The organism is Sphingomonas sp. MJ1 (PH-R8) (assembly GCF_048058635.1).
Lineage (GTDB): Bacteria > Pseudomonadota > Alphaproteobacteria > Sphingomonadales > Sphingomonadaceae > Sphingomonas.
The window spans coordinates 39,953-64,088 of the sequence record NZ_JBBEFX010000019.1; the positions used below are offsets into that span (position 1 = coordinate 39,953).

Sequence of the window (24,136 nt, forward strand, 5' to 3'; positions counted from 1 at the left end):
TCGTGTTTTCTTCTGGGGGTTTGTGGATGTCGATCGGTTCCAGGTTTCTCGTCGCCGTGCTGCTTTGCTCTTCCGCCGCAGCGACTGCCCAAGGGGCTGCGGAGCCCAAGGTGGAGCGCGGGCGCGCGGGGGCCGAGGATCACAAGGACAAGATGAAGGAGCAGGCCGAGGCAGGCTGGGCCATTCCTCCGGTCGAGGAGCAGGAAGCGCGATCCAAGGGCCGCGTAACGGTCAGCGGCAGGTCGCTCGGCTATACGGCGACCGCGGGCACGCTCACCGTGCGCGACATCGAAGGCAAGCCGACGGCGAGCATGTTCTACACCGCCTACACGCTCGATGGCACCAAGCCCGGCACCAGACGCCCGATCACCTTCTTCTACAACGGCGGTCCCGGCAGCCCGACCTTCTGGCTGCACATGGGCTCCTTCGCCCCCGTTCGCCTGAAGACCACCAACCCGGAGTTCATCAAGCCGGCGCCTTATGATTTCGGGCCCAATGGCGAGACGCTGCTCGACAAGACGGACATGGTGTTCCTGGACGCGATCGGCGCGGGCTATTCCCGGCCGCTCGGCGATGCGAAGCCCGAGGCTTTCTACGGTGTCGACGAGGATGCCGATGTGTTCGCCAAGGCGATCCTGCGCTACGTGACGAAGAACGGACGCTGGAACAGCCCCAAGTTCCTGTTCGGCGAAAGCTACGGAACGTTGCGATCGGGGGCGCTCGCCTATCAGCTGCAGGACCGGGGCATGGCGCTGAACGGCGTGGTGCTGCTCTCCTCGATCATGAACTACGGCTATCGCCAACCCGGGCTCGATCAGCTGTACCTGAACTACCTTCCGAGCTTTGCAGCGACCGCCTGGTATCACCGCAAGCTGCCGAACCCGCCTGCCGACGTGGCAACGGCCGTCGCCCAGGCACGCGCCTTTGCGGTCGGACCCTATGCCGCAGCACTCGCCAAGGGGCAGACCATCTCGCCCGCGGAAGAAAACGCGATCGCCGAGCAGATGAGCGGGCTGATCGGACTCTCGCCCGCCTTCATCAAGCAGGCGAACCTCCGCATCGACCTCGCGCGCTTTCAGAAGGAGTTGCTGCGCGACCGGCGGCAGACCATCGGCCGGTTCGACTCCCGCTACACCGGGATCGATCCGGACGCGGCGGGCGAACGGCCGGAGACCGATGCCTCCTCGGACGCGATCAGCGGCGCGTTCATCGCGACTTTCCACGATTATGTGACTCATACGCTCGGCTACAAGACGGAGATGCCGTACCGGCTGAGCGCCCGAGATGCCGCCGGATGGACGTGGAACTGGCAGCACAAGGCGCCGGGACGTGGCTTTGGCGCGCAGAACAACCCCAACACGGCGCTGGACCTCGGCGCGGCGATGCGCGCGAACCCGTATCTGAAGGTGCTGTCGCTGAACGGGTACTACGACATGGCGACGCCGTTCTTCGGAACCGAGAACGACCTGGGGCACATGATGCTGGAGCGGTCGCAGCAGGGGAACCTCTCGTTCCGCTACTATCCCGCGGGGCACATGACCTATGTGAACCCGGAAGCGCTGCACCAGATGAAGGTCGACTTGGCGGGCTGGTACGACGAAGCGGTCGAGGCGGCGGGCAGCCCCGTGCCGCCGCAGGCGCCATCGCTCTCCGCAGGCGAGCCTGGGCAAGGGCCGAACTGAGGCTGGCAGCCGTTCGGATACGCTTGCGCTACGAGCGGCTGCACCGGCAGAGTGTGCGGATGACGTACAGGATGCTTTCCCACCACCGTCGTAGCGCGCTTGCAGGCGCGGCGGCTGCTGTGCTCCTCTCCGCCACGGCGGGTGCGGCGCAGGACGTTCCGTCGGTCTTTGCGGGGGCCGACCCCTCGGCCATGGTGGCCAAAGGCAAGATGTGGATCTATCCAACCGGCGGGGACGGCCTCCAGGCTTGGTCCACGGCGGACCGGCGGAACTGGAAGAAGCACCCCCTGCTGCGGTTGAGGGACATTCGCTGGACCAAGGCGGACGGCGCGCCGATGCACTACCTCTGGGCACCGGACATGGTCGTCGATCAGGGCCGCTACTATTTCTACTATTCGATCGGCCCGCAGAATCCGACGCCGAGCCGACTGGGCGTTGCCGTCTGCTCCAGCCCTGCCGGCCCCTGTACCGACAGCGGCAAGCCGCTGCTGACGGGCGGCGACGGCTTTGAGGCGATCGATCCCAGCGTGTTCATCGACCCGAAATCCGGACGCCGACTGCTCTACGCGGGGGGCAGTGCCGGTGCGAAGCTGCGGGTGTTCGAACTCGCCCCGGACATGGTGACGATCGCGCGCGAGATCCCAGTGGAGCAGCCGCCGCACTTCACCGAGGGCGCGTTCGTCCATGAGCGCAACGGCGTCTACTATCTTTCATACAGCCACGGTCGGTGGAACCGCTCGGACTATTCCGTCCATTATGCGACCGCATCCTCGCCGACCGGGCCCTGGCAGTATCGCGGCGCGATCCTGACGGCCGATGCCAAGTACAAGGGCCCTGGGCACCACAGTTTCGTGCGGGATCCGAAAACGGGTGAGTGGCTGATCGTCTACCACCGTTGGGAGGGGCAAACCGGTAACGGCCCCTATGTCGGGGAACGCCGGGTCGCGATCCAGCAGATCCGCTATGACGCGTCCGGGCTGATCCAGCCGGTCAAGATGAGCGACTGACGCAGCGAGCGTGCTGGTCTGCCGGGCCGCCCGCGCGAGGGAAGTCGCGGCACCTTTTGGCGATCTGGACGGCCGCCGGAGCCGAGCGTCGATGCGGAGACCCTTGGGGCACTTCGTGCGTCACCGACCGGCGCCGGCGACCTGGGGCCGTGAGGCGAAGGCTTACGCTGAAATTCCGCAGCCATCGGTGCTGAGCTCCGGCCTCCGCCGGGCTACGCAGTGGGTGAGCTCTCCTTCCTCGGCTTGAAGCCGCGCTGCCAGGAAAGCTCCCCAGCATTCGGCAGCGAGAAGATCCTGGCCGCGGCCGTCATCGCCATAAAAAAGGCCCACCGGCGGGAGCCAGCGGGCCTTTTTCTCAGTGCATCAGCGGGCGATCAGAGATCGTCGCCATCGTCCTCGGCATCGGGGCCGGTCATCATTTCCTCGGCGACCTTTTCCGTGCGTGCACGGATCGCGCGCTCCAGGCGATCGCGGAGTTCGTCATTCTCCTTGAGGAAGGTCTTGGCGTTCTCGCGCCCCTGCCCGATGCGGACCGAGTCGTAGCTGAACCAGGCGCCTGCCTTCTCCACCAATCCGGCCTTCACGCCCAGGTCGAGGATTTCGCCGATCTTGGAGATACCCTCACCGTACATGATGTCGAACTCGACCTGCTTGAACGGCGGGGCGACCTTGTTCTTGACGACCTTCACCCGCGTCGAGTTGCCGATGATGTCCTCGCGATCCTTGATCTGTCCGGTGCGGCGGATATCGAGGCGGACCGAAGCGTAGAACTTGAGCGCGTTACCGCCCGTCGTCGTCTCCGGATTGCCGTACATCACGCCGATCTTCATGCGCAGCTGGTTGATGAAGATCACCATGCAGCGCGAGCGGCTGATCGAGCCGGTGAGCTTGCGCAAGGACTGCGACATCAGGCGGGCCTGAAGGCCGACGTGGCTGTCGCCCATCTCGCCCTCGATCTCCGCCCGCGGCACCAGCGCCGCGACCGAGTCCACCACCAGCACGTCGATGGCGTTCGAACGCACCAGCGTGTCGGTGATTTCCAGCGCCTGCTCGCCGGTGTCGGGCTGGGAGACGATCAGTTCGTCGATGTTGACGCCCAGCTTCTTGGCATAAACGGGATCGAGCGCGTGCTCGGCGTCCACGAACGCGGCGGTGCCGCCGTTCTTCTGCGCCTCTGCGATCACGTGGAGCGCGAGCGTGGTCTTGCCCGAGCTTTCCGGGCCATAGACCTCGATCACACGGCCGCGCGGCAGGCCGCCGACGCCAAGCGCGATGTCGAGGCCGAGCGAACCGGTCGAGATCGCCTCGACCTGCATGGCTTCCTTCTGGCCCAGCTTCATCGCCGAACCCTTGCCGAACGCGCGGTCGATCTGCGCGAGCGCTGCGTCGAGCGCCTTCTGCCGCTCGCCCGCAGCCTTGTCGTTGGTCGCTGCCATCTTGCTGTCGATCACCTTGAGGTTTGCCGCCATTCGTGGCCTCCATCGCTAGAGCAACCGCGCGAGCCGTTCAACGCGTTGTTCGCCATGTATTCCATTTGTTCCGTGAGAACAAGAGGCGAACCACATGAGACGGACGCACCGCGTCACGCCCGTGGATGGAGCGCTCCGGACGTACAACAACTGGAAAAACAGAACGGCGCTTAGCCGAGCTCGGTAAGCGCCTTCTCCACGCCGTCCATGGTGAACGGCTTGGGCAACACCGGGCGGTCGCGGTGCGTGGGCTCCACCGCGTCGCCGGACCCACCGGTGGCAAGCACGAACGGGATGCCGGCAGCGGCGAGCGCGTCCGCGATCGGCCAGCTCTTCTCACCGCCGCGCAGATTGACGTCGAGGATCGCGGCATCGATGCCGCCCTCCTCGATCCGGGACAGCGCATCGCTGACGCAATCGGCGGTGCCGGCGACGGACTTGCCGAGGATGTCGAGGAAATCCTCGAGCATCATCGCGATCAGGGGCTCGTCCTCGACGATGAGGATACGCTGGGGAGCTGTCATGCCCGCGCGTCTAAGCAGATGGCGGCACGAACGCCAAGCCTCATTTCGTTGCCAGAACGTCACGAGCAGCTTCGCCAAGCTGCTGAACGGAGAAGGGTTTCGGCAGAAAGGCGACGTTGCCGAGATCGATCGAGCGGCGAAGCTGCTCCTCGGCATAGCCCGACATGAAGAGGATCGGCAGATCCGGATAGATGCGCCGCACGTGCCGGGCCATGGTCGGCCCGTCCATCGCCGGCATCACCACGTCGGATACGAGCAGGTCGATCTGCGGATGGTCGGCGAGGAGCTCCAGCGCGGCTTCGCCATTCTCCGCCGTCAGCACCTTGTAGCCCTGGCGCGTCAGCGCGCGTTCGGCGACGGAGCGCACCATGTCCTCGTCCTCCACCAGCAGGATCGTGCCGGTGCCCCAGATGTCGCTGGGCCGCTCCCGCCGCGGCAGCACGGGCGCGGGCGGAGCAGCGATCGCCGGCGCCGAATGGACGGGAAGATAGATGGTGAAGGAGGTCCCCTGCCCCACCTGCGAGTCGGCGAAGATATAGCCGCCCGACTGCTTGATGATGCCGTAGACGGTCGAGAGGCCGAGCCCGGTACCCTTGCCCACTTCCTTGGTGGTGAAGAAAGGCTCGAAGATCTTGGGCAGCACGTCCGGCGCGATGCCGGTGCCGGTATCGGTGATGCGCACCGCGGTATAGTCGCCGACGGGCAGCACTTCATTCTCCATCGCCCGCACCTCGGCCGCGCCGATCGCCAGCGTCTCGATCACGAGGCGGCCGCGGCCGTTGGGGTTCTTGGCGACCATGGCGTCGCGCGCGTTGACCGCCAGGTTCACCACCACCTGCTCGAGCTGACCCGGGTCCGCGCGCACGGGACCGAGGTTGCGACCGTGCCGCACCACCAGCTCGACCGCCTCTCCCAGCAGGCGCTTCAACAGGTTCGACACTTCGGAGATCACGTCGGGAAGCTGCAGCACCTGCGGCCGGAGCGTCTGCTGGCGCGAGAAGGCGAGCAGTTGGCGGGTCAGGCTTGCCGCGCGATTGGAGTTGGCGCGGATCTGCTGGATGTCGTCATAGTCGCTGTCGCCGGGGGTATGGCGCATCAGCATCAGGTCACAATGACCGATAATAGCGGTCAATATGTTATTGAAATCATGGGCGACGCCGCCGGCCAGCTGGCCCACCGCCTGCATCTTGGTGGCCTGGGCGACCTGGCGCTTCAGGCGCGATTCCTCGCCGGTATCCTTGAGGGTCAACAGCACCGCAGCGTCGCCGAGCCCCCGCCCGCCCCCGATGGTGAGCGCGATCGGCTCGTCGGGGTGGCTGATCAGCCGCACCGCCATGTCCGAGGCGTGCTGCGCCCCTCCCGCGAAACGACGAATTGCATCGGCAAGCGCGCCCTTGTCCTCCCGCACGACGAGATCGCCCGGGTAGAGCGGCGGTGCGTTGGTATTGACGCCGGTTGCGCGTGCAAAGGCGTGGTTCATGTGCAGGAAGCGCCCGTCGCGGTCGACCAGCGCCATGCCGACCGGAAGCAGCGACACCAGCGCGCGCACGTGCCCCGCAGCGCCGCCGGAGATCGGCGCCACCGCCTCCGTCGCCTCCTCGTCGAGCAGCACGACCAGCATCGGTGCCCCTTCATCGGGAAGGAACGGCACCTGGAGCAGCCGCAACGGGTTGCCGCCTGCGCCCTCGCGTTCGAAACGGATGCGCCCCTCGCCGTCCGTCGTGAGGAAACGCGCGAAGTCGCGGCCGGCGATCGAGCCTTCCTCATGCCCCAGGGCCCGGGCGCGCAGCACGCGATTGGCGGAACGGATACGGCCGTCGGAGCCGAGCAGTGCGGCCATGATGCCCGCCCCGCCCAGCCGATCGCCATGTGGGCCCGACAGCCACTGCTCCGCCTCCACCGAAGCGGTGGCGCGGCCGCCACCGAAGAAGCGCCACACCAGCGTCCCGTCGCCGACGCGCTCGATCGCCGCTTCCAGTACATTGCCGTCCGCACGGATCCAGGCGGAGGCGCGGCCGTCGCGCCACGCGGCGCGGCCGGCGGCTGCAAGCTGGGCTGCCCCCTCCTCCTCCAGCGGAAGCCCCGGCGGGGTCGGATAGCCGCCGAACCGCTCGGCGAAGCGGCCGTTCGCGCAAACCAGCTGCCCTGCGCGATCGGTGACGGCAAGCGCTTCCTCGCTCGCTTCGGCAAGGGCGTGCGCGAGCGCCCAGTCGGCGGGCGGCGCCTCGACCGCAGGCACGCTCGAAAACCGGTACCAGGCGAACAGCGCCGCCGGCACGATCAGCGCCGCCGCGAGGAAGCCGGCCGCAAGCACGGGCTCCCCGACCATCTTGAGGACGAGAAGCGCCGCGACGAGGCCGATGCCGAGCGCAACGAAGAACGGGAGACGGTCGACCTTGGCCGGACCATCGGTGGCGGTGGAAACGCGTGCCATCGCGGCGTGTTGGGCGCCCTGCCGGGCACCGTCAAGCGGGCTGACCGCAGGCCGGCGCGCACCACGGTTGACGTGGCGCGCGCCGGGGCGGGATCACCAGATGCGGACGCGCGCGTCCGGTGCCAGGTACAGCTTGCTGCCGGGTGCCGGCTTGAAGCCTTCATACCAGGGATCGAGGTTGCGCACGACCCCGGCGCGCTGCTGCGACGGCGAGTGCGGGTCGGTCAGCAGCCGCTGGCGAAGGTTCGCCTCACGGTAGCTGCGCCGCCACACCTGCGCCCAGCCAAGGTAGAAGCGCTGCTCACCGGTGTAGCCGTCCACGACGCCGGCCGGCTTGCCGCCCAGCGCGTGCTGATAGGCGTCCCACGCGACGGTGAGGCCGGCGAGGTCGGCGATGTTCTCGCCGAGGGTCAGCGCGCCCTTCACGTGCAGGCCCGGCAGCGGCTCATAGGCGTCATACTGGCGGACGAGCGCTGCAGTGCGTTGTTCGAACCGCGTCACGTCCTCCGGCGTCCACCAATCGGTGAGGCTGCCGTTCGCGTCATACTTGCGGCCCTGGTCATCGAAGTGATGGCTGGTCTCGTGGCCGATGACAGCGCCGATGCCGCCATAGTTCACCGCCGGATCGGCATTGGGATCGAAGAACGGCGGCTGCAGGATCGCGGCCGGGAACACGATCTCGTTCATGACAGGGTTCGCATAGGCGTTCACCGTCATCGGGGTCATGTACCATTCCCACTTCTGGATCGGGCGACCCAGCTTGGAGAAGTTGTCGGCATGCGCCCAGTTGGCGGCGCGGATCGCATTGCCGAGCGCATCACCGGCGCGGATCTGGAGGTTGGAATAATCCTTCCACTTGTCCGGATAGCCGATCTTGGGCGTGAAGGCCGCGAGCTTGGCGCGCGCCTTCTGCTTCGTCTCGGGCGCCATCCACTCGAGCTGGTCGATCCGGCGGCCCATCGCCTCGGTGACGTTGCGGACCAGCGCATCGGCCGCGGCCTTGGTCTCCGGCGGGAAATACTTGGCGACGTAGACCTGGCTGACCTCGTCCCCGAGCGCGTCGCTGGTGAAGTCGACCGCGCGTTCCCAGCGCTGCTGCTGCTCCGGCGTGCCCGAAAGCGTGGTGCCGTAGAAGGCGAAGCTCTCCTGGTCGAACGCCTTCGGCAGGACGCCGGCATATTGGTCCAGCGAGCGTACCAGCATCTGGTCCTTGAGGACCGACACCGGAGCTGCAGCAATCGCCTTCGCGATGCCTGCCACCGCGCTCGGCTGCGCCACGATCACCGTGTCAACATTCGCTCCCATGCCCTTGAAATAGGTCGGGAAGTCGAATCCGGGGGCCTGCTTCTGAAGCTGCGCCAGCGTCAGCTTGTTGTAGGTCTTGTCGGCGTTGCGGCTTTCGACCCGGGTCCAGTGCGCCTTGGCGATGCTGGTCTCATAGGCCAGGATCGCAGCAGCGCGCGCCTGCGCATTGGGCTCGCCCGCCAGGGTGAACATCTTGGCGATGTGCGCGACATAGGCGTTGCGCGTCTCGACCATCTTGGCGTCGGTGGAGAGGTAATAGTCGCGGTCCGGCAGGCCGAGGCCCGACTGGCTGAGGTTCAGCGCATAAACGTCCGGGTGCTTGTCGTCCGGGCCTACATAGCCGCCGAACGGACCCTCGATGCCGTTGACCGAAGCCTCGGCCGCGAGCGCTGCATAGCCGGCCTTGCCGGACAGTGCCTTGATCTTGCCGAGCCAGGGCTGGATCGGGGCGAGGCCCTTGGCGTCGATCGACGCCTGATCGAGGTAGGTCGCATAGGCGACGCCGATCTTGGAGTTCGCGTCGGTGCGCACGCCGTCCAGGATCTCGCGGGTGCGGCTGCGCGACAGGTCCTCCAGCACCGTGAACATGCCGAAGTTCGACTTGTCGGCAGGGATCGGCGTGGTTCTTTCCCACGTGCCATTCGCGAAGCCGTAGAAGTCGTCGCCTGGCGCAATCGTGCGGTCCATGCCGGCTTCGTCGAAGCCGAAGGTGCCGATCTGCGGCTTGGCACTGTTGGCGGCGCTGACCGGGCCGGTCGCAGCCTGGCCGACGACCTGCGTCTGCTCGGCGACGGCGGCGGGGTCGGCGGCGCCAGTCGTGGCGCACGCGCCGAGCAGCGCGGAGCCCGCGAGCAGAGAGGATAACAGAAGCGAACGCCGCATGATGTGTCCTTCACACTGGGTGGAATGCGGCTGTCTTAGTGGGCGGGGATCACCCGTCAATTCAAAGACGTATCCTCATGCCGTGCGGAACGGCGATGGCGGCGGCGCCACTTGCGCCCGATCCATAAGCGCCACCCGAACGCGCTGCCGAAATAGCCGAGCAGCGCACCCAGCAGGGAGAAGAACAGCAGCCCGACGAGCGTCGCGGGACCGGCATCGACCAGCAGCCAATCGAGCCAGCCGACATTGACCTGCGCATGGGTGGCAAGCGGTTGGCCGGGCACCTTCGCATCGAACCGCAGCAGCCAGGCCCCGACCCAATAGGCTGCCACCCACAGCGGCGGCGTCGTGATCGGATTGGTGAAGAAGGTGGTGAGCGCCGCGGCGGGAATGTTCGCCCGCAGCGGCAGCGCCAACACGGCGGAGGCCGGGATCTGGCCCATCGGGATCAGAATGCCGGTCACCATCCCGAGCGCGACGCCGCGCGGCACCGAACGCCGGGTGAACCGCCACAGCTCCGGGGCAAGCACGCGATGGGCCACCGGGCGGAGCCAGCGGTTCTCGCCCATGCTCTCGCGCGTCGGCATGTTCGCCGCCGCCCACCGCAGGATGCGGACGCCGAGCTGCTTGTCGTGCAAGCGCGTCAGCCGCGATCGCGCAGCAGGCGCTGCTGCTCGCGCTTCCAGTCGCGTTCCTTGATGGTGTCGCGCTTGTCGTGCGCCTTCTTGCCCTTGGCGAGCGCCAGCTCCACCTTCGCGCGGCCGCGACTGTTGAAGTAGATCGACAGCGGGACCAGCGTCATGCCCTCGCGCGCGACGGCGCCGTGCATCTTGTTGATCTCACGCATGTTGAGCAGCAGCTTGCGGGGGCGCTTCGGCTCATGGTTGAAGCGGTTGCCGTGGCTGAACTCGGGGATGTTGGCGTTGATCAGCCAGACCTCCTCGTCCTTCACCTCGGCATAGCTTTCGGCGATCGAGCCCTCGCCAAAGCGCAGCGACTTCACCTCGGTACCGGTGAGCGCGATGCCAGCCTCGTAGGTGGTCTCGATGAAATAGTCGAAGCGTGCGCGCCGGTTCTCGGCGACGGTCTTGCGCTTGTCGAAGGTGGCGGGTCTGGGTCGGGCCATGGGAGGCCGGACATAGGCGCTCGCATCGCGCGAGGAAAGGTACTCGACGGCGCGATGTGCACGCCGCTGGACGACGCGGCCGCGCAACTGCAAGAACGGCGCATGACCGGACCGCTGCGCAGCCTCTACCCGCCGATCGAACCATATGAGACCGGCATGCTCGACGTCGGCGACGGGCACAGCATCTATTACGAACGGTGCGGCACGCCGGGTGCCAAGCCCGCGGTGTTCCTGCACGGCGGTCCCGGCGGCGGCATTTCCGCCGATGTGCGGCGCCTGTTCAATCCGGCGCGCTACGACGTGCTGCTGTTCGACCAGCGCGGCTGCGGACGCTCGACCCCGCACGCCTCGCTGGAGGCGAACACCACCTGGCATCTGGTCGCCGACATCGAACGGCTGCGCCGCCACGTCGGCGTGGAGCGCTGGCTGGTGTTCGGCGGCTCCTGGGGTTCTACCTTATCGCTTGCCTATGCCGAAACGCACCCGGAGCGGGTGAGCGAGCTGGTGCTGCGCGGGATCTTCACGCTGACCGAGCGCGAATTGCACTGGTACTACCAGTTCGGCGCGTCCGAGGTGTTCCCGGACTATTGGGAAGCGTTCCAGGCGCCGATCCCGGAAGCCGAGCGCGGGGACATGCGGGGCGCGTACCGCCGGCGGCTGGTGAGCGACGATGCGGAGGCGCAGATCGAGGCGGCCAAGGCGTGGAGCTTGTGGGAAGGGCGGACGATCACGCTGCTACCCGACCCTAACCTGAGCGCCGGGTTCGAAGACCCGCACTTCGCCCTAGCCTTCGCGCGGATCGAGAATCACTATTTCGTGCACCACGGATGGCTGGAGCCGGACCAGCTGATCCGGGACGCGCACCGGCTCCGCGGCATCCCGGGAACGATCGTGCACGGGCGCTACGACATCGTCTGCCCGCCGCGCACCGCATGGGCGCTGCACCAGGCGTGGCCGGAGGCGGACTTCCGGCTGGTGGAAGGTGCCGGCCACGCGTGGAGCGAGCCGGGGATCCTGGACCAGCTCGTCCGCGCTACCGACCGGTACGCGGTGGAGTAATCGTCCCTCAACCTTGGTACCCAGCCGATGGGCAGGGACAGTATCGTCTCCTGGGTGCTTAGCCCGACTTCTTCGGCGTAACCCAGACCGACACCGGCACCACCACCTTGCCCGGTGCGGGCTTGCCCACTTCGACGCGGTCGGCGGTGACGAGCTCGCCCGTCTCCAGCGTGAAGGAAGCCCACGGCTTCGGCATGCGGCCGAAGCTCATCCGCTGGATCGGCTGGCCCGTGGTCGTGTTCATGATCGTTGCGATGATACCCATCGCCGGGTCGATAGCGGCGCCGTCCTGCCGCTGTCCAGCCGCCGTGCGATCAGTTGTCGTGCTTCCAGTAGCGGACATAGTCGATGGCCATGCGCTGTGGAAAGCTGCGGTCGTCAATGCCCTTCGCCCCGCCCCAGTCGCCGCCTACGGCAAGGTTCAGGATCAGCGGATAGGGCCTGGTGAACGGCCATGCCGTTGCCCCGCCCGGCTGATCGTTCGCAACCCGCATATAGGCGCGGCCGTCGACGCCGATGGTGATCGAATCCGGCCTCCAGTCGAGCTGGTAGTTGTGGAAGGCGGTGCACGCGGTCGCCACCCGCTTCTGCGCGCCGCGCTGCGTCCCGAGCCGATGGTTGAAGGCGCCGCTGTGCAGGGTCGCATGGATGACGTTGGGGTCCCAGCCGACCATCTCCATGATGTCGATCTCGCCACCGGCGGGCCAGGAGGCATCTTCCGGAATCATCCAGATGGCGGGCCAGGCGCCGCGGCCGCAGGGGAGCTTGGCGCGCACCTCATAGAAGCCATAGCCGAGCGTCCGGCGGGTCACGAGCTTGGCGGAGCTATAGACCTGCCCGCCCCAGTCGGGGAACTTCGCCTTGGAGAGCGGCTCCCGCCGCGCTTCGATCACGAGCACGCCGTCTTCGATGCGGGTGTTTTCCGGCCGGTCGGCCGCGTAATATTGCTTCTCGTTGTTGTACCAACCCGCGGCGTTGCGGGAGGTGTCGAACCGCCAGATGCTTCGGTCCACCTTCTTGGCCGCGAATTCGTCTGCGAAACTGGCCGGAGCGGCGGGCGGCGCCATCGGGGCGTCCACGGCATAGTTGGTGGCGCCAAGCGTCGCCGCCTGCACCGCGAGCAGCATCCATTGCATCGGCATCTCCTCCGCTTTCCCGGTCTCCAGCCGCCGGATGCGACGATCCTAGGCGCTACCGGCAAGACTGGGAAGCGGATGACAGCCGTCTACGCGCCCGCACCGAGCCCGCGAAGTGCCCGCGCGCGCTGCACGTCGTGCTCGACCACCGCAGTGGTGAAGCGCCGGAACAGGCGCTGTGCCTGCCGCCAGGAGCCGCCGGCGGGTGCGCTCCGTTCCCGGGTGCGCACGAGCCCGCTGCCCCAGTCGGAAGCGATGCGCTGCAGCTCCGCATCCTTCTCGTCGATCGCGTCGTCGATCACCAGCGAGGAGAAGGGCATCGCGATCCGGGGCGCGGCGAAGCGGTCACGCAGGTCCTCCCGCGCTTCCCCCGGCGCGAACAGCAGCGCGCCCGCGACCCGGGCGGCATAGTTGGCGGGCGACAGTTTCGCCCACCAGCCGACGGCGAAGCAGCTGAGGCCGCTAGCGATCAGCAGGACCGACCGGTCCGACTCGGTGACGGCGCGGTCCAGCTTGGCTGCCCAGCGTGCCCGGTCGGACCGCGTCGCGAAGCCCCCGCTCAGATGCCGCGCCCCTTCGGCCGGCCATCCCAGCTTCCGCCATGCAGGCAGCGGGTCTTGCGGGTCCGAAAGCGTGATGACGGAGAGATCCTCTCGCCACATCGCCAGACTGGTCATAGGCAGCTCCCTTCCCTGTTTTATGCGGCGGTCGCGATCCCTCGCCGCCTTGCTTATTTCCCTGACGCCGAGCTCACGTCCCGTGTGCCTCGAAGCCGCCGGAGCCCGCGCGGCGCCGTACCTCGCGTGCGACCAGGCTGCGTGCCTCGGTAGGGGCGGTGCCGTGCCCGCCCGCTTCGAAGCTTTCGAGGAGGACGCCGTCGAGCAGTTCCTGTCCCGCGCGCCAGTCGCCCAGGCCGCTGTCCGCGTTCAGGTGGCCGCGCTCTCCGGCATCGATGAACTCGCTGCCCCAGTCCGCGGCAAGGCCGCGCGCACGCTCCAGCGTGATCCAGGGGTCGTCCCGGGAAGCGACCACGATCGAGGGAAACGGCAGCCGCAGGCGCGGCGTCGCGGCAAAGCCCTTGACCTCGGCAGGCGCCTCCGGCCGATCGACGTCCGCGGGTGCCACCAGCAGCGCGCCGACGACGGGCCCGTCCGGCAGTTGCGGCGAAAGCTCCGCCCACCAGGCGACCGCAATGCAGCCCAGGCTGTGCGCGGCCAGCACCACCGGCGCCTCCACCCGGCGGATTGCCTGGTCCAACTTGGTGACCCAGCTGTTGCGATGCGGGGTGTGCCACATGCCGAGATCGACGCGCACCGTATCGGGGCGGCGCTGCTCCCACAGCGTCTGCCAGTGGGAGGGCCCCGATCCGTTCAGGCCCGGCACCGTCAAGATCGTCGGATGCAGTGCTTCGTTCGAAGAGGAACTCGCCATCGTGCTTCTCCTGGTTCCGAGAAGAACCCTTTGACTATAACGCCCGCCAGCCAGTTCGAAGATAATCCTACTATGTAGCTAGACAATCAAGCTGCGCCCGAACGGCCTTGCCGTGCGGCCAATGATGTGCCCGTCAGGCGGAAAGCGCCTGTCGCGGCTGGAGGTCCGCAGCGCCGCCGGCTTCGTAGCGTGCCAGATCGAGCATGCCGGCGCGCTTGGCGACGATCGTCGGCACCAGCGCCTGCCCGGCGACGTTCACCGCGGTGCGCCCCATGTCCAGGATCGGATCGATCGCGAGCAGCAGCCCCACGCCGTCGAGCGGCAGCCCGAGCGTGGAGAGCGTGAGCGTCAGCATCACGGTCGCGCCCGTCATGCCGGCGGTGGCGGCAGAGCCGAGCACCGAGACAAACACGATCAACAGATAGTCCGCGAAGTGGAGCGGTACGCCGAAGAACTGCGCGACGAAGATCGCCGAGATGGCCGGGTAGATGGCCGCGCACCCGTCCATCTTGGTCGTCGCGGCAAGCGGCACGGCGAAGGACGTGTAGGCGCGCGGCACCCCGAGCGCCCGCTCCGTCACTTCCTCGGTCAGGGGCAGAGTGCCCACCGACGAGCGCGAGACGAAGCCGAGCTGGATCGCCGGCCAGGCGGATGCGAAGAACCGCAGCGGGCTGAGCCCGTGCGCCGCCAACAGCAGCGGGTAGACGACGAGCAGGACGAGCGCGAGGCCGAGGTAGATCGCACCTGCGAAGGACCCAAGGCTTGAAAGCGTCCCCCAGCCGTAGCGGACCGCGGCATCGCCGATGAGCGCGGCGGTGCCGATCGGCGTCAGCGCGATCACCCAGCGCAGCAGCCGCCGGAAGATCTGGAGCGCCGATGCGTTGAACGCGAGGAACGGCTCGCCCGCCGCACCGATCCGGACTGCCGCCGCACCCACTGCAATGGCCGCGACGATGATCTGGAGCACGTTGAACGACAGCGTGGTCGAAAGCTTCGCGTCCGCCTGCGTGGTGGTGGCGCCGATGCCGAGGAAGTTTGCGGGGATCAGCCCCTTCAGGAAATCGACCCAGCTGCCGGTGGTCGCCGGCACCGCGGCCGCTGCCTGATCCACGCCCGCATGGAGACCCGGCTGGATCACGATGCCCAGCACGATCCCGATCGTCACCGCGATGCCCGCGGTGATCGCGAACCAGACCAGCGTCTCTACCACCAGCCGGGCGGCGTTGCGCAGCTCGCGAAGCGCGGCGATCGAGCCGACGATGGCGGTAAATACCAGCGGCGGCACCAGCGCCTTTAGAAGCTGGACGAAACTCTGCCCCACCGTGTGCAGCGTCTGCGCGAGCCAATTGGCGTCCCCGCCCGGAATCGAGCGTGCGAGCAAGCCGAGCAAAACGCCCGCCACCATGCCGAGGAGAACCTGAACGCCGAACGAAGGTAAGCGAACCGCGCTGCCGCTTGCAGAAACCTGGGTCATGAACCCGATCTGGGGTTCGCCAGGAGACATCCCAACGTAGCTTTTCTGCTGGACGGAAAAGCTGGCGCCCACTCGGGATTACGGCCGGGCCATCAGCATGCGCAGCGTACCTGCCGTCGTTCCGGTCGAAGTCCTGAACGACGGCGGGTACTACGGCTCAGAGATAGGCGAGTGCCTGCAGGACGCTGGCGTAATAATCAGCCTGCGGGGTCGGCGCCGGCAGCGGCTGGCCGAGCAGGCGGCGTACGCCCACCATCGCGCCGCTCGATAGCGCAAAGGGTGCGGTCTGCCCGGTGCGAACATCGATCCACGCGGGAATTGGCCCGGCGCCATAGCCGCGCCAGAAGCGCGCGATCGCGTCCGCCTTGGCACCGCGCCCCGCCATTGCGAGGTAGAGCGGCACGCGTACCGCGTCGAAGCCGAAGCGCGGATCACGCCCCGCAGCCGGCGACATGCTGCCGTCCGGCGTCACGTCCACCCAGTCGGTGGGCAGTGCATGCTGGCCGAAGCGCGCCCGGGCGATCAGCGCCTCCCCGCCCTTGATGACGGCATCCCACTTCTTGTCGCCATCCGCCGCCCGGAACCGTTCGAGCGCGGGCCACACGTAATAGGAAGGATTGAGCGTCAGCCGGCCCTGCTGCTCGAACCCGGTGCCGCCAGGAACCAGGAAGAGGTCGTTCCCGACCTGCCGCAACATGGTGTCGTGCAGCGCGTTCCGGATGGCCGCGGCCCGCTCCGCCAGGAAGCGCTCGCGCCAACGGTCTGCACCGATCATCAGCCCCCAGGCGATCAGCATGTCGCCGTCGGTGGCGTTGTTCGGATCGCCGACGGGCTGGGCGGCATTGGGGTCGTAGCGCCAGGAATAGAGCGGGTCGCTGCTGCGCGTCAGCGTCTTTTCCGTCCAGGCGAGGATGCGATCGAACGCGTCGCGGTCGCCTGCCGTGGCGGAAAGGACGAGCGCATAGCCCTGCCCTTCCGTGTGGCTGACGCCGTTGTTGCCGGTATCGATCACCCGGCCGTCCGGCTGCACGAAGCTGCCCTTGAAGCCGGTCCAGAGGGACGGGATCAGAGCAGGGTTGCCGCCTGTCACCGGGGGCGTCTTGCGCGGTGCGGCTGCATTGCCGGCGGTGTCGTGGCCATTGTCCGCCGCGCGCCCCGAGCATGCGACGACGAAGCTGCTGCCGGCACCGAGCAGCAGCGCGCGTCGATTAAGCACCATAGAAGAATTCCACGCTCCGTTCGCTGGAACCGAGGACACGCGTGCGGATGCTCGCGCTGCCGCCGAGCTGGCCGAGCCAATGGTCGTAGATGCCGGCGAGCACGGCCACCGCAGTGTCGTGCCAGCGACCGTCGTCCATGCCGTGCGGCGCCGGCGGCAACTCCGAATGGAGGATCTGCAGCCCGCCTTCGGCAAAGCGCAGCACCACCCGGCCCCAGCCGCTTTCGGCCCAGAAGGCGTTCATGGCGGCAAATATCTCGTCGTTGGACTGCGCCTCGCCGAGCGGATAGGCACGCGCGATGCGGGCGCCGATGGCACGGAAGAACGCCTGCGCCTGCTCGGGCTCCGCTACCTCCCACGCCTCGTCCACCATGTGGCATGCGAGCATGACCGGCGGCTGAAGCCCGGTTTCTGACGGATCAAGCCGCCAAGGCATCAGCATCGGCTTGCTCACTTGTCGCCTCCCAACGTCTGTTTGATACCTACCGAGGTACGCACTTCGTTGTATTGGCCAAAAGTGTTAACATTGATGTCACCACCCACGCGGGTGCTGCCGGCGAGCCCGTAGTAGACCGACGCCCCTGCGGCGAGGCCGAAGCCGGTATCGCTGAGGCTGTCGTAGCTCGCGCGGACGTCGGTATTCTGGGCCTTCAGCTGATCCAGAACCGTCTGCGCGCCCGGATCGGTCGGATACAGCGGCGCCGCGTCCTGCTCGTAGCTCTGATAGCCGGGCGCCGCATTGGCGCTGATCTCGAAGCCGTTCGTGTTCATCGCGAAGCGCACCGGGAAGCTCACGCTGAAGAAGCTCTGCGGGCTGAAATAGCCGCCGTGCCCATAGCTGAAGTAGTTCTGATTGTTCCCGAACGCCTGGTAATTGGCATTGATCCCGATCGTCAGCGACGAGCGCGAATCGCGATAGGCGCGGGTGTAGCCGCCCGCGTTGAACTGGATCGAGTGGTTGTCGCGAACTTCGGTGCCATCATAATGATGCCAGGCCCCGTCGACATAGGCGCCGGTGCCGTCGCGATCCCAGGACAGCGAAGCACCGCCGCCGGTGCGCATCACGGCGCCCCAGAAATCCCCAGTCACGGGATCGATCGTACCGGCATAGGAAACGATGCTGTCGGTCACCGGCCGCCGCTCACCCCAGACGCGGCCGCTCGCCTCGGCGGAGAAGCGCGGCGTCAGCGCGACCCCACCCGCCACATGATGCTTGGCGAAGCCAAGGGGGGTGGTGCCCACGTCTGCCTGCACCAGATCGCCCTCATAGGTGGCGGCAACCGCGACGCCCGCGTCGTGCTGGGTCGCTGCCTGCGTGAGTTCCGACGGCTGCTGGGCGACGATGCCCTGCGCTTCGGCCGTGCCGTTGCGCCCGAAGCGGGCGAGCCCGGAGCCGGTGGGACGACCGGCGTCGAGGACGACAGCCTGCGCCTGTACGCCGACGCGCCCGCCGGCAAAGCCGGTCGACAGCTTGGCAGTGCCGCTCACTTCCTTGAGCGAGCTGAGTCCGGTTTCCCCCGAGCGGTCGCGGAAGCCGGTGGTGACGTCCGCGCGCGGGGCGCTGCTGGCGGCGAGCCGGCGCATGTCGGCTTCGATCCCCTGGAGCACCGGATCGCCGCCTTGCGCCGCCATCTGAGGTGCCGAGCCGGGGGAACCGGGAGCGCCGGGCGTCCAGCCCTGTGGTGCCGCCGCAGCGCCGCCCGCCGGATAGGGAGCGGCGTAGCCGTCCGACCGGGGCGAGGTGGCAAAGGGCGACACGGGCGCCCCGCCGACGGGCGCGAGCCCCATCGGCGCCGCAGACGCGGTCTGGACGCCGCCGGCACCGAAGGCGAACGGATTGCTCCCGGAGGCGACGGGGGCAAAGGGATTGGTCGCAACCGTCGGCTGCGCCATCTGCGCGAACGGATTGCCGGCAAAGGGATTGGCGCCGCCAGCGCCCGCCTGTCCCACATAGAGGGTCCGCGCCTGCTGGAGATATTTGCGCGCCGCGCCGTCGTCTCCGCGCGCCTGCTCGATGCGCGCTGCCGCCAGATAGGTGCGATAGTCGCTGGGCGCGACGCGGATCGCTTGCCGGGCCGCCTCACGCGCGGCGCCGTGCTCGCCGGCCGACGATGCCGTCTCGGCAAAGCCGATCAGCGCATCGCGGTTGTTCGGGTCCTTCGCCAGGATCATGCGATAGGTCTGCGCCGCCTGCGCGTTGAGCCCCCCGGTCTGGTAGAGCCGTCCCAGGGAGGCGAGCACGTCGGTGTCGCCGGGCGTCGCGGCCCATGCCTGCTGCAGGACGTCGAAGGCCGGGGCATATTGACCGGCGAGCCGCAGGCGGTCGGCGCGTGCGACCGCCACCGCGGAGCGCAGCGTCGCCACGGTTTGCATCCCCTGCGCCGTGCCGCCGGCAAGCTGGGTCGCACGCGAGAGCGCTTCCTCCGCCGCCATGTCCTGGCCGGTGGCGGCCAGGACCCGGACGATCGGGTCATAGGCCTCGGCAGAGGCCACGGGCATGCCGGCGGCACGCTGCGCCAGCATGGAGGCGGTTTGGGTATCGCCAAGCTCGAACAACGCAGTCGCGATGGTGGCGGTCTGCGCCGCCGGCAGGTTGGGCATGTCGGCGATTTGGCGGAGCGACTGCAGCGCGGCCTGCTGCTGCCCCTGCGCACCCAGCGCCCGGGCGCGCGTGACGGCGGCTTCGGCGCGCAGGCCGAGCACGAAGCCGTTCATCTCCTCGGTACGCGACCCTTCCGGGATGCGCGCCATCAGCGTTTCCGCCGCGCCCAGTTGGCCGGACTGCTGCGCGAACAGCGCCGCGGCGTAGAGCGACTCCGGCGCGGCCGACTGGGCAAGCGGGCTGATGATCGTGGTCGCGTCCATCGGCCGGCGCTGGTCGCGCAGGAACCGGGCATAGTCGTAGCGCAGCCAGGGGTCGTTCGGGTCGAGCGAGATGGCGCGGTCGTAGAGTTGCTGCGCCTGGCCCGGGCGACCGGCGGCCACCTCCGCCTGTGCCTGCGCACGGATCGCGCTTACCCGCAATGCACCCACCTGGGCGCCCCCGCTCGCGCGGGCGGCCTGGGTGTAGAGATTGGCGGCGTCCGCATAGCGGCCCTGCTGCTGGTAGATGCGGGCAAGCAGTTCGGTTGCGGTCTGCGCGGCGGGATTGTCGCTGCGCGACAGGCGCTCGGCCGTTGCCTGCGCCTCTGCGACGCGGCCCGCATCGAAGTCGGCCTGCGCCGCACGCAGATCCGCAAAGAAGCTCGCCGACTGGAGTGCCTCCGCCCAGCGGTTGCCGGTGCCGCGGCGCGAGGCGCGCTGCAGCAGGTCGCGTGCCTCCGCAAAGCGTTCGCGCCGGAGCTCGACCAGGCCGAGGCCGCCCAGCGCGTCGCCATCGTTCGGCGAGCGCTTGAGCGCGCTGCGGAACAGCGTTTCCGCGCGCTCGAGGTTGCCGTCGTCGAGCGCGGCGAACCCGGCCGCCCGGGCATCGCCGCCGGGATCACGGGAGGGCGCGGGCGCTGCCTGGCGGCGGGGCGCCGCAGGAGCCGCGGGAGCCGGAGCGGGCCGCGCTGCGGGCTGCTGGGGCTGGGACTTGGGCTGCGGACGGGCTGGAGCCGGCTTGGCCGGTGCCGGTGCGGGAGCAGGCGCTGCTGTCGGCCCCGCCATGCCGCGCTTTGCGGTGGCGTTGTTGGGGTCGATCGCGAGGACGCGGCGGTACGCCTGGACGGCCAAGTCGCGGCGGCCGCGGCCTTCCCAGTATTTCGCCTGGCGCAGCAGTGCCGGCACGGCATCCGCCTGTGCCTGTGCCGCCACGGGAGGAGCCATCGTGACGATGACGGCGCCGCTCAGCAGCCACTGCAAGGATCGGGTTCGCATCACTTTTCCACCGCTTGGAGCCGCTTGCGCTCCTGTCGCTTGAGCAGGAAATAGGCAGGCCAGGACAACAGGATCGCCGCCAGGATGCCGGAAAGCGCCAGTAGCCAGGGACGCTGGCTGGTCCAATAGGCTGCCTTCATCCAGAACGGCAGCGCACCGACCCAGTAGCGATCGCCGACCGCGAAGCTGGCCATGTCGTCGCCCGTGAAGATCGAGAGATCGCCCTGGACCGCCGCGTTGATCTTCACGTCGGCCAGGCCTGCGACCATCTGGGGCAGGTTCAGCGGATCGGTCGCCAGCAGCGCCACCACGGTGCGGTCGCTGTCGAACGGCGACTGGAAGCTCACGATGCCGCTGAAGTTGTCGCTGCTGTAGAGCGCCTCTCCCACCGATTCCTCTGCATCGCGGCTGTCGGGGGAGACGAACTGGACCGCGCGCATGATCGGGTTCCGCTTGCGCACCTGCAGGCGGCCGTTCTCATAGTGGACGGGCGCGCCGGCGAAGAGCGAGCCGGCTGCGAGCTTCATGTCGCCGACGACGAGCACGTTCTTGCCCGTCGCGCGATCGGCCGAGCCGTCGGTCACCACCGTCACCTGGGTCGCGGCGGCGCCGGTGGAGTCGCCCAGGCGACCCATCACCGCCAGCAGCGCTTCCACCGTCGCAGGTGCCGGGTTGGGACCCACCATGACCACCGTCTCGCCCAGGTCCGGTCGGATGGTGAACGGATAGCCGGCGCCCGCGAAGGTCGCGAGGTCCGGCATGCGGATGGCGTGGTAGGCGTGGCCGAGGTCGACCGTGCTGTCCGGCAGGATGCTGACCCGCACATTGTCCGGAAGCGTGCCTTCGCACCGCTTCTTGTCGGCAACGATCAGGTTGTAGTCCAGGATCAGCTGGTTCTGGCCGAACAGGTTGTAGTCGGGCAGCACGATGTCTGCGGTGGACGTGTAGGACTCCGCCGCATCGTCACCCATCAACCGCCGCCACCAGGACGCGCCGCGCAACGGCTCCGTGCCGAGATATTGGTTGTTGATCGAGATATCGAGCCGCGAGGCACGCCGGTCGAGCCAGGGCGCCCCGGGGTAGCGGTAGTGCAGGCGCAGGTCGCCGCCCTGCCGCGGCCAGAAGAAGAGATCGGGCGCGACGCGGAACGAGGTCGTGAGCGGTCCGGGCGGCAACCCCTGCCCCTGCAGCGCATAGGCCTGGGTGAACTCGCCGAGTTCCACCGGACGATCCGTGCGCAGCCAGCGCGGCGCGCTGTAGCGCGGCATCGACGGGATACGGACGCCGGCAAAGGACGCGCTCGTTCCACCCGCGAGCCCGCGGCTGAGCGCCAGGGCCGCCGCCGCCTGCTTCAGTTCGCGGTCGTCGCGGCCCATCACCAGCAGCAGCGTGCCCGAGGGGTCCGCCGGGTTGCGGACGACCGAGGCCGAAGGTCCCTGGATGTTGCCGCCGAAGTTGCCCATCCGACGCGCGTTGGTCAGGAACAGCACCGCGTTTCCGCGCGGCAGCTGGTTGTAGCGCGGCGGGAAGGAGAAGCCGCGGTAGCTCGCAAGGCTGCCGAACCAGGAGGCGAGCGCGGACGCCGCCTCCAGTTCACCGGCCGTCGGCGTGCTCAGGAACACGAACGGCAGGTTGAGCGCGCGCGGATCGGCGCGGTCGACGAACGGCGCCGGCCAGCGGGAGAGATTGGGGTCGAGCGGCAGCGGCTGGACGGAAAGGTCGAGATAGGTGCGCGTGTTGCTGATGTTCGCCCAAAGCGAGCTGTGGAACGGGTCCTCGCAATCGCGGGCATAGTGACCCAGGAACCTCAGGTTCAGGCGATTGTCCCCCGGCAGGAACAGCGCCGGATCGACCGGGAAGGTCAGCTGGGTGCCGCCTGCCGTCTCCCGCACCAGCGGAATGGTGCGAACCGTCTCGCCATTGACCAGCACCACCATCTGGCTGAGGTCGCCGAGCAGCGCGGGCGAATAGGCGAAGGTCAGCGTCATCGTCGCGGCGGTGACTACCGCGTCGGAGCGCACGCCGAACGGAATGCCGATCTCGCCATGGGTGCTGCCCAGACGGATCGGCTGGCGCTGCTGCAGGTCGCGCAGCGTCAGGCGGATCTGGCGACCGGTCCCATCGGCAGCCGGAGCGACCGCGGCCCCGGCGGTCTCCGGCGCCACTTGTGCGTGGGCGGCGTCCGGACGCAGCATCGCCGCACCAAGAACGGTGAATGCCAGCGCCGCAGCGGCCTTGATCGGCGCCGGGGTGCCGGTCGCCACGTTCTTCGGCTCCCGGCGGAAGATATTGCCGAGTGTGCCGATGCCGATCGCGGTGATGTGCGCAAGCGAACGAAAGCCGGAGACGGTCGGGTGCGGACCGGCGGGCTGCCAGGCGTCGGCGCGGCCCATCACCGACCGCACCAGCAGGCGGACAAGATCGGGCGAGAGCTCGGGGAAACGAAGAAAGGCATTGGATCCACGCGTCCGCATCGTCTCCACCGGCAGTGTCAGCATGTCGTCTCCCATCGGCAGGGCCACGTCGGTCACGGTCCGCCCGGTCAGCGACACGCCTTCAGGCAGCGTCAGCGACAGGCCGCCCAGCGACACGTCCTTGGTGGTCCCGTCGAGCACATAGCCATCGTCGAGGTACACGGTCACCGGCAGCTTCACCGGCAAGCGGATATGCTGGCGCGTCTGGCGCCGCTCGCGTGCCACCGAAACGGCCGCCAGCAGGATGACCACGCTGAACATCGCCCAGGCGGTGTTGAGGAACAGCGTGTCCAGTTGCACATCGAACTCGCCCGGGAACAGAAGCCGCCGCGCAAAACCGAAGGCGATGCCGAACAGCAGCAGGCCGATCGTGATCAGGTGCGGCTTGACCGTCGCGAAGTCGAAATAGGTCCGGTCGAGCAGACTGCCCTTGTCCGTCACGTTGAACTTGCCCTCGTGCGGGCGGAACAGCGTGTAGACCGTCGGCTTGACGAGATGGAAAGCGAGCAGCGTCTCGTAGATCTCGCCCCAGAACGGACGGCGCTCGCCGCCCTGGATGCGTTCGCTCGACTGCATCGCCAGGAACAAGTGCGGTGCTGCATAGGCGAAGATCAGCCCGGCCGAGGCGTGGATGATGTTCGCGCCGGCAAGCAGATAGGCGAGCGGAGACGTCAGGAACACGATCCGCGGCAACGGAAACTGGAAGTGCAGCATCGCGTTGATGTAGCAAAGCCGCTGCTGCCAGTTCAGGCCGCGTCCGAGCAGCGGATTGTCGATGCGCATGATCTGCGTCATGCCGCGCGCCCAGCGGATGCGCTGGCCGATGTGCAGCACCAGGCGCTCGGTCGCCAGGCCGGCTGACAGGCGCGCGGCGATGTAGGCGGTGTTCCAGCCCATGCGCTGCAGCTTGAGCGCGGTATGCGCATCCTCGGTCACCGTCTCGCCGGCGAAGCCGTTGGTCTGCATCAGCGCCTCGCGGCGGATGATCGCGCACGAGCCGCAAAAGAAGGTCGCGTTCCAAAGATCGTTGCCGCGCTGGACAGCGCCGTAGAAGAG

At 68.1% G+C, this 24,136-nt stretch carries 18 protein-coding genes; 3 read left to right on the forward strand and 15 right to left on the reverse strand.

What is annotated here, in order from left to right:
• Window positions 1-26 precede the first annotated feature (26 nt).
• Together VPH46_RS14020 and VPH46_RS14025 are read left to right on the forward strand one after the other, a co-directional pair.
• Window positions 27-1,682 carry a S10 family peptidase gene (locus tag VPH46_RS14020; RefSeq protein WP_416612157.1) on the forward strand — a complete coding sequence of 552 codons (1,656 nt, stop codon included), beginning with the start codon at window positions 27-29 and terminating at the stop codon, window positions 1,680-1,682.
• Between the two features lie 59 nt (window positions 1,683-1,741).
• The gene (locus tag VPH46_RS14025) at window positions 1,742-2,689 is read left to right on the forward strand and encodes a family 43 glycosylhydrolase (RefSeq protein WP_416612159.1); all 948 of its coding nucleotides are present in this window, start codon (window positions 1,742-1,744) and stop codon (window positions 2,687-2,689) included.
• Between the two features lie 374 nt (window positions 2,690-3,063).
• Here VPH46_RS14025 and recA read toward each other — a convergent pair whose 3' ends face one another.
• The 6 genes from recA to smpB form a co-directional block, all read right to left on the reverse strand.
• Window positions 3,064-4,158, reverse strand: a complete 1,095-nt coding sequence (recA, locus tag VPH46_RS14030; protein ID WP_204991356.1) for a recombinase RecA — start codon at window positions 4,156-4,158, stop codon at window positions 3,064-3,066.
• A gap of 170 nt (window positions 4,159-4,328) precedes the next feature.
• Entirely contained in the window at window positions 4,329-4,682 is a 354-nt protein-coding gene (locus VPH46_RS14035) for a response regulator (RefSeq protein WP_125962084.1), read from the reverse strand.
• A 40-nt stretch (window positions 4,683-4,722) separates the two neighbouring features.
• Window positions 4,723-7,116 (reverse strand): response regulator, encoded by a 2,394-nt coding sequence (locus VPH46_RS14040; protein WP_416612161.1) that lies wholly within the window; start codon window positions 7,114-7,116, stop codon window positions 4,723-4,725.
• Window positions 7,117-7,209: 93 nt separating this feature from the next.
• Entirely contained in the window at window positions 7,210-9,303 is a 2,094-nt protein-coding gene (locus VPH46_RS14045; protein WP_416612163.1) for a M13 family metallopeptidase, read from the reverse strand.
• Window positions 9,304-9,359: 56 nt separating this feature from the next.
• Window positions 9,360-9,890 carry a DUF2062 domain-containing protein gene (locus VPH46_RS14050; protein WP_416612186.1) on the reverse strand — a complete coding sequence of 177 codons (531 nt, stop codon included), beginning with the start codon at window positions 9,888-9,890 and terminating at the stop codon, window positions 9,360-9,362.
• Between the two features lie 56 nt (window positions 9,891-9,946).
• Complete coding sequence (gene smpB / locus VPH46_RS14055) at window positions 9,947-10,429, reverse strand: SsrA-binding protein SmpB (RefSeq protein ID WP_132884226.1); 483 nt, start codon at window positions 10,427-10,429, stop codon at window positions 9,947-9,949.
• 102 nt (window positions 10,430-10,531) lie between these two features.
• Between smpB and pip the strand changes: the two genes are divergently transcribed.
• Window positions 10,532-11,488 carry a prolyl aminopeptidase gene (gene pip / locus VPH46_RS14060; RefSeq protein WP_416612165.1) on the forward strand — a complete coding sequence of 319 codons (957 nt, stop codon included), beginning with the start codon at window positions 10,532-10,534 and terminating at the stop codon, window positions 11,486-11,488.
• A gap of 58 nt (window positions 11,489-11,546) precedes the next feature.
• Here pip and VPH46_RS14065 read toward each other — a convergent pair whose 3' ends face one another.
• The 9 genes from VPH46_RS14065 to VPH46_RS14105 form a co-directional block, all read right to left on the reverse strand.
• Window positions 11,547-11,753, reverse strand: a complete 207-nt coding sequence (locus tag VPH46_RS14065; RefSeq protein WP_125962088.1) for a hypothetical protein — start codon at window positions 11,751-11,753, stop codon at window positions 11,547-11,549.
• A 49-nt stretch (window positions 11,754-11,802) separates the two neighbouring features.
• On the reverse strand, window positions 11,803-12,624 hold the full coding sequence (locus VPH46_RS14070) for a family 16 glycosylhydrolase (RefSeq protein WP_416612167.1): 822 nt from the start codon (window positions 12,622-12,624) through the stop codon (window positions 11,803-11,805).
• Window positions 12,625-12,713: 89 nt separating this feature from the next.
• Window positions 12,714-13,301 (reverse strand): alpha/beta hydrolase, encoded by a 588-nt coding sequence (locus tag VPH46_RS14075; RefSeq protein ID WP_416612170.1) that lies wholly within the window; start codon window positions 13,299-13,301, stop codon window positions 12,714-12,716.
• 73 nt (window positions 13,302-13,374) lie between these two features.
• On the reverse strand, window positions 13,375-14,055 hold the full coding sequence (locus VPH46_RS14080) for an RBBP9/YdeN family alpha/beta hydrolase (protein ID WP_416612172.1): 681 nt from the start codon (window positions 14,053-14,055) through the stop codon (window positions 13,375-13,377).
• A 133-nt stretch (window positions 14,056-14,188) separates the two neighbouring features.
• Window positions 14,189-15,529, reverse strand: a complete 1,341-nt coding sequence (locus tag VPH46_RS14085; protein ID WP_416612174.1) for a dicarboxylate/amino acid:cation symporter — start codon at window positions 15,527-15,529, stop codon at window positions 14,189-14,191.
• Between the two features lie 157 nt (window positions 15,530-15,686).
• A complete protein-coding gene (locus VPH46_RS14090; protein ID WP_416612176.1) occupies window positions 15,687-16,748 on the reverse strand; it encodes a glycosyl hydrolase family 8 in 1,062 nt (353 codons plus the stop codon).
• Window positions 16,738-17,202, reverse strand: coding sequence for a cellulose biosynthesis protein BcsD (bcsD, locus tag VPH46_RS14095; protein ID WP_125962094.1), 465 nt, complete (start codon window positions 17,200-17,202; stop codon window positions 16,738-16,740). The genes VPH46_RS14090 and bcsD overlap by 11 nt, the downstream gene beginning before the upstream one ends.
• Entirely contained in the window at window positions 17,199-20,606 is a 3,408-nt protein-coding gene (locus VPH46_RS14100; RefSeq protein ID WP_416612178.1) for a cellulose synthase subunit BcsC-related outer membrane protein, read from the reverse strand. The genes bcsD and VPH46_RS14100 overlap by 4 nt, the downstream gene beginning before the upstream one ends.
• Window positions 20,606-24,136, reverse strand: a 3,531-nt coding sequence (locus VPH46_RS14105) for a cellulose biosynthesis cyclic di-GMP-binding regulatory protein BcsB (RefSeq protein ID WP_416612180.1), incomplete at its 5' end; no start/stop codon positions are given. The genes VPH46_RS14105 and VPH46_RS14100, both read right to left, overlap by 1 nt.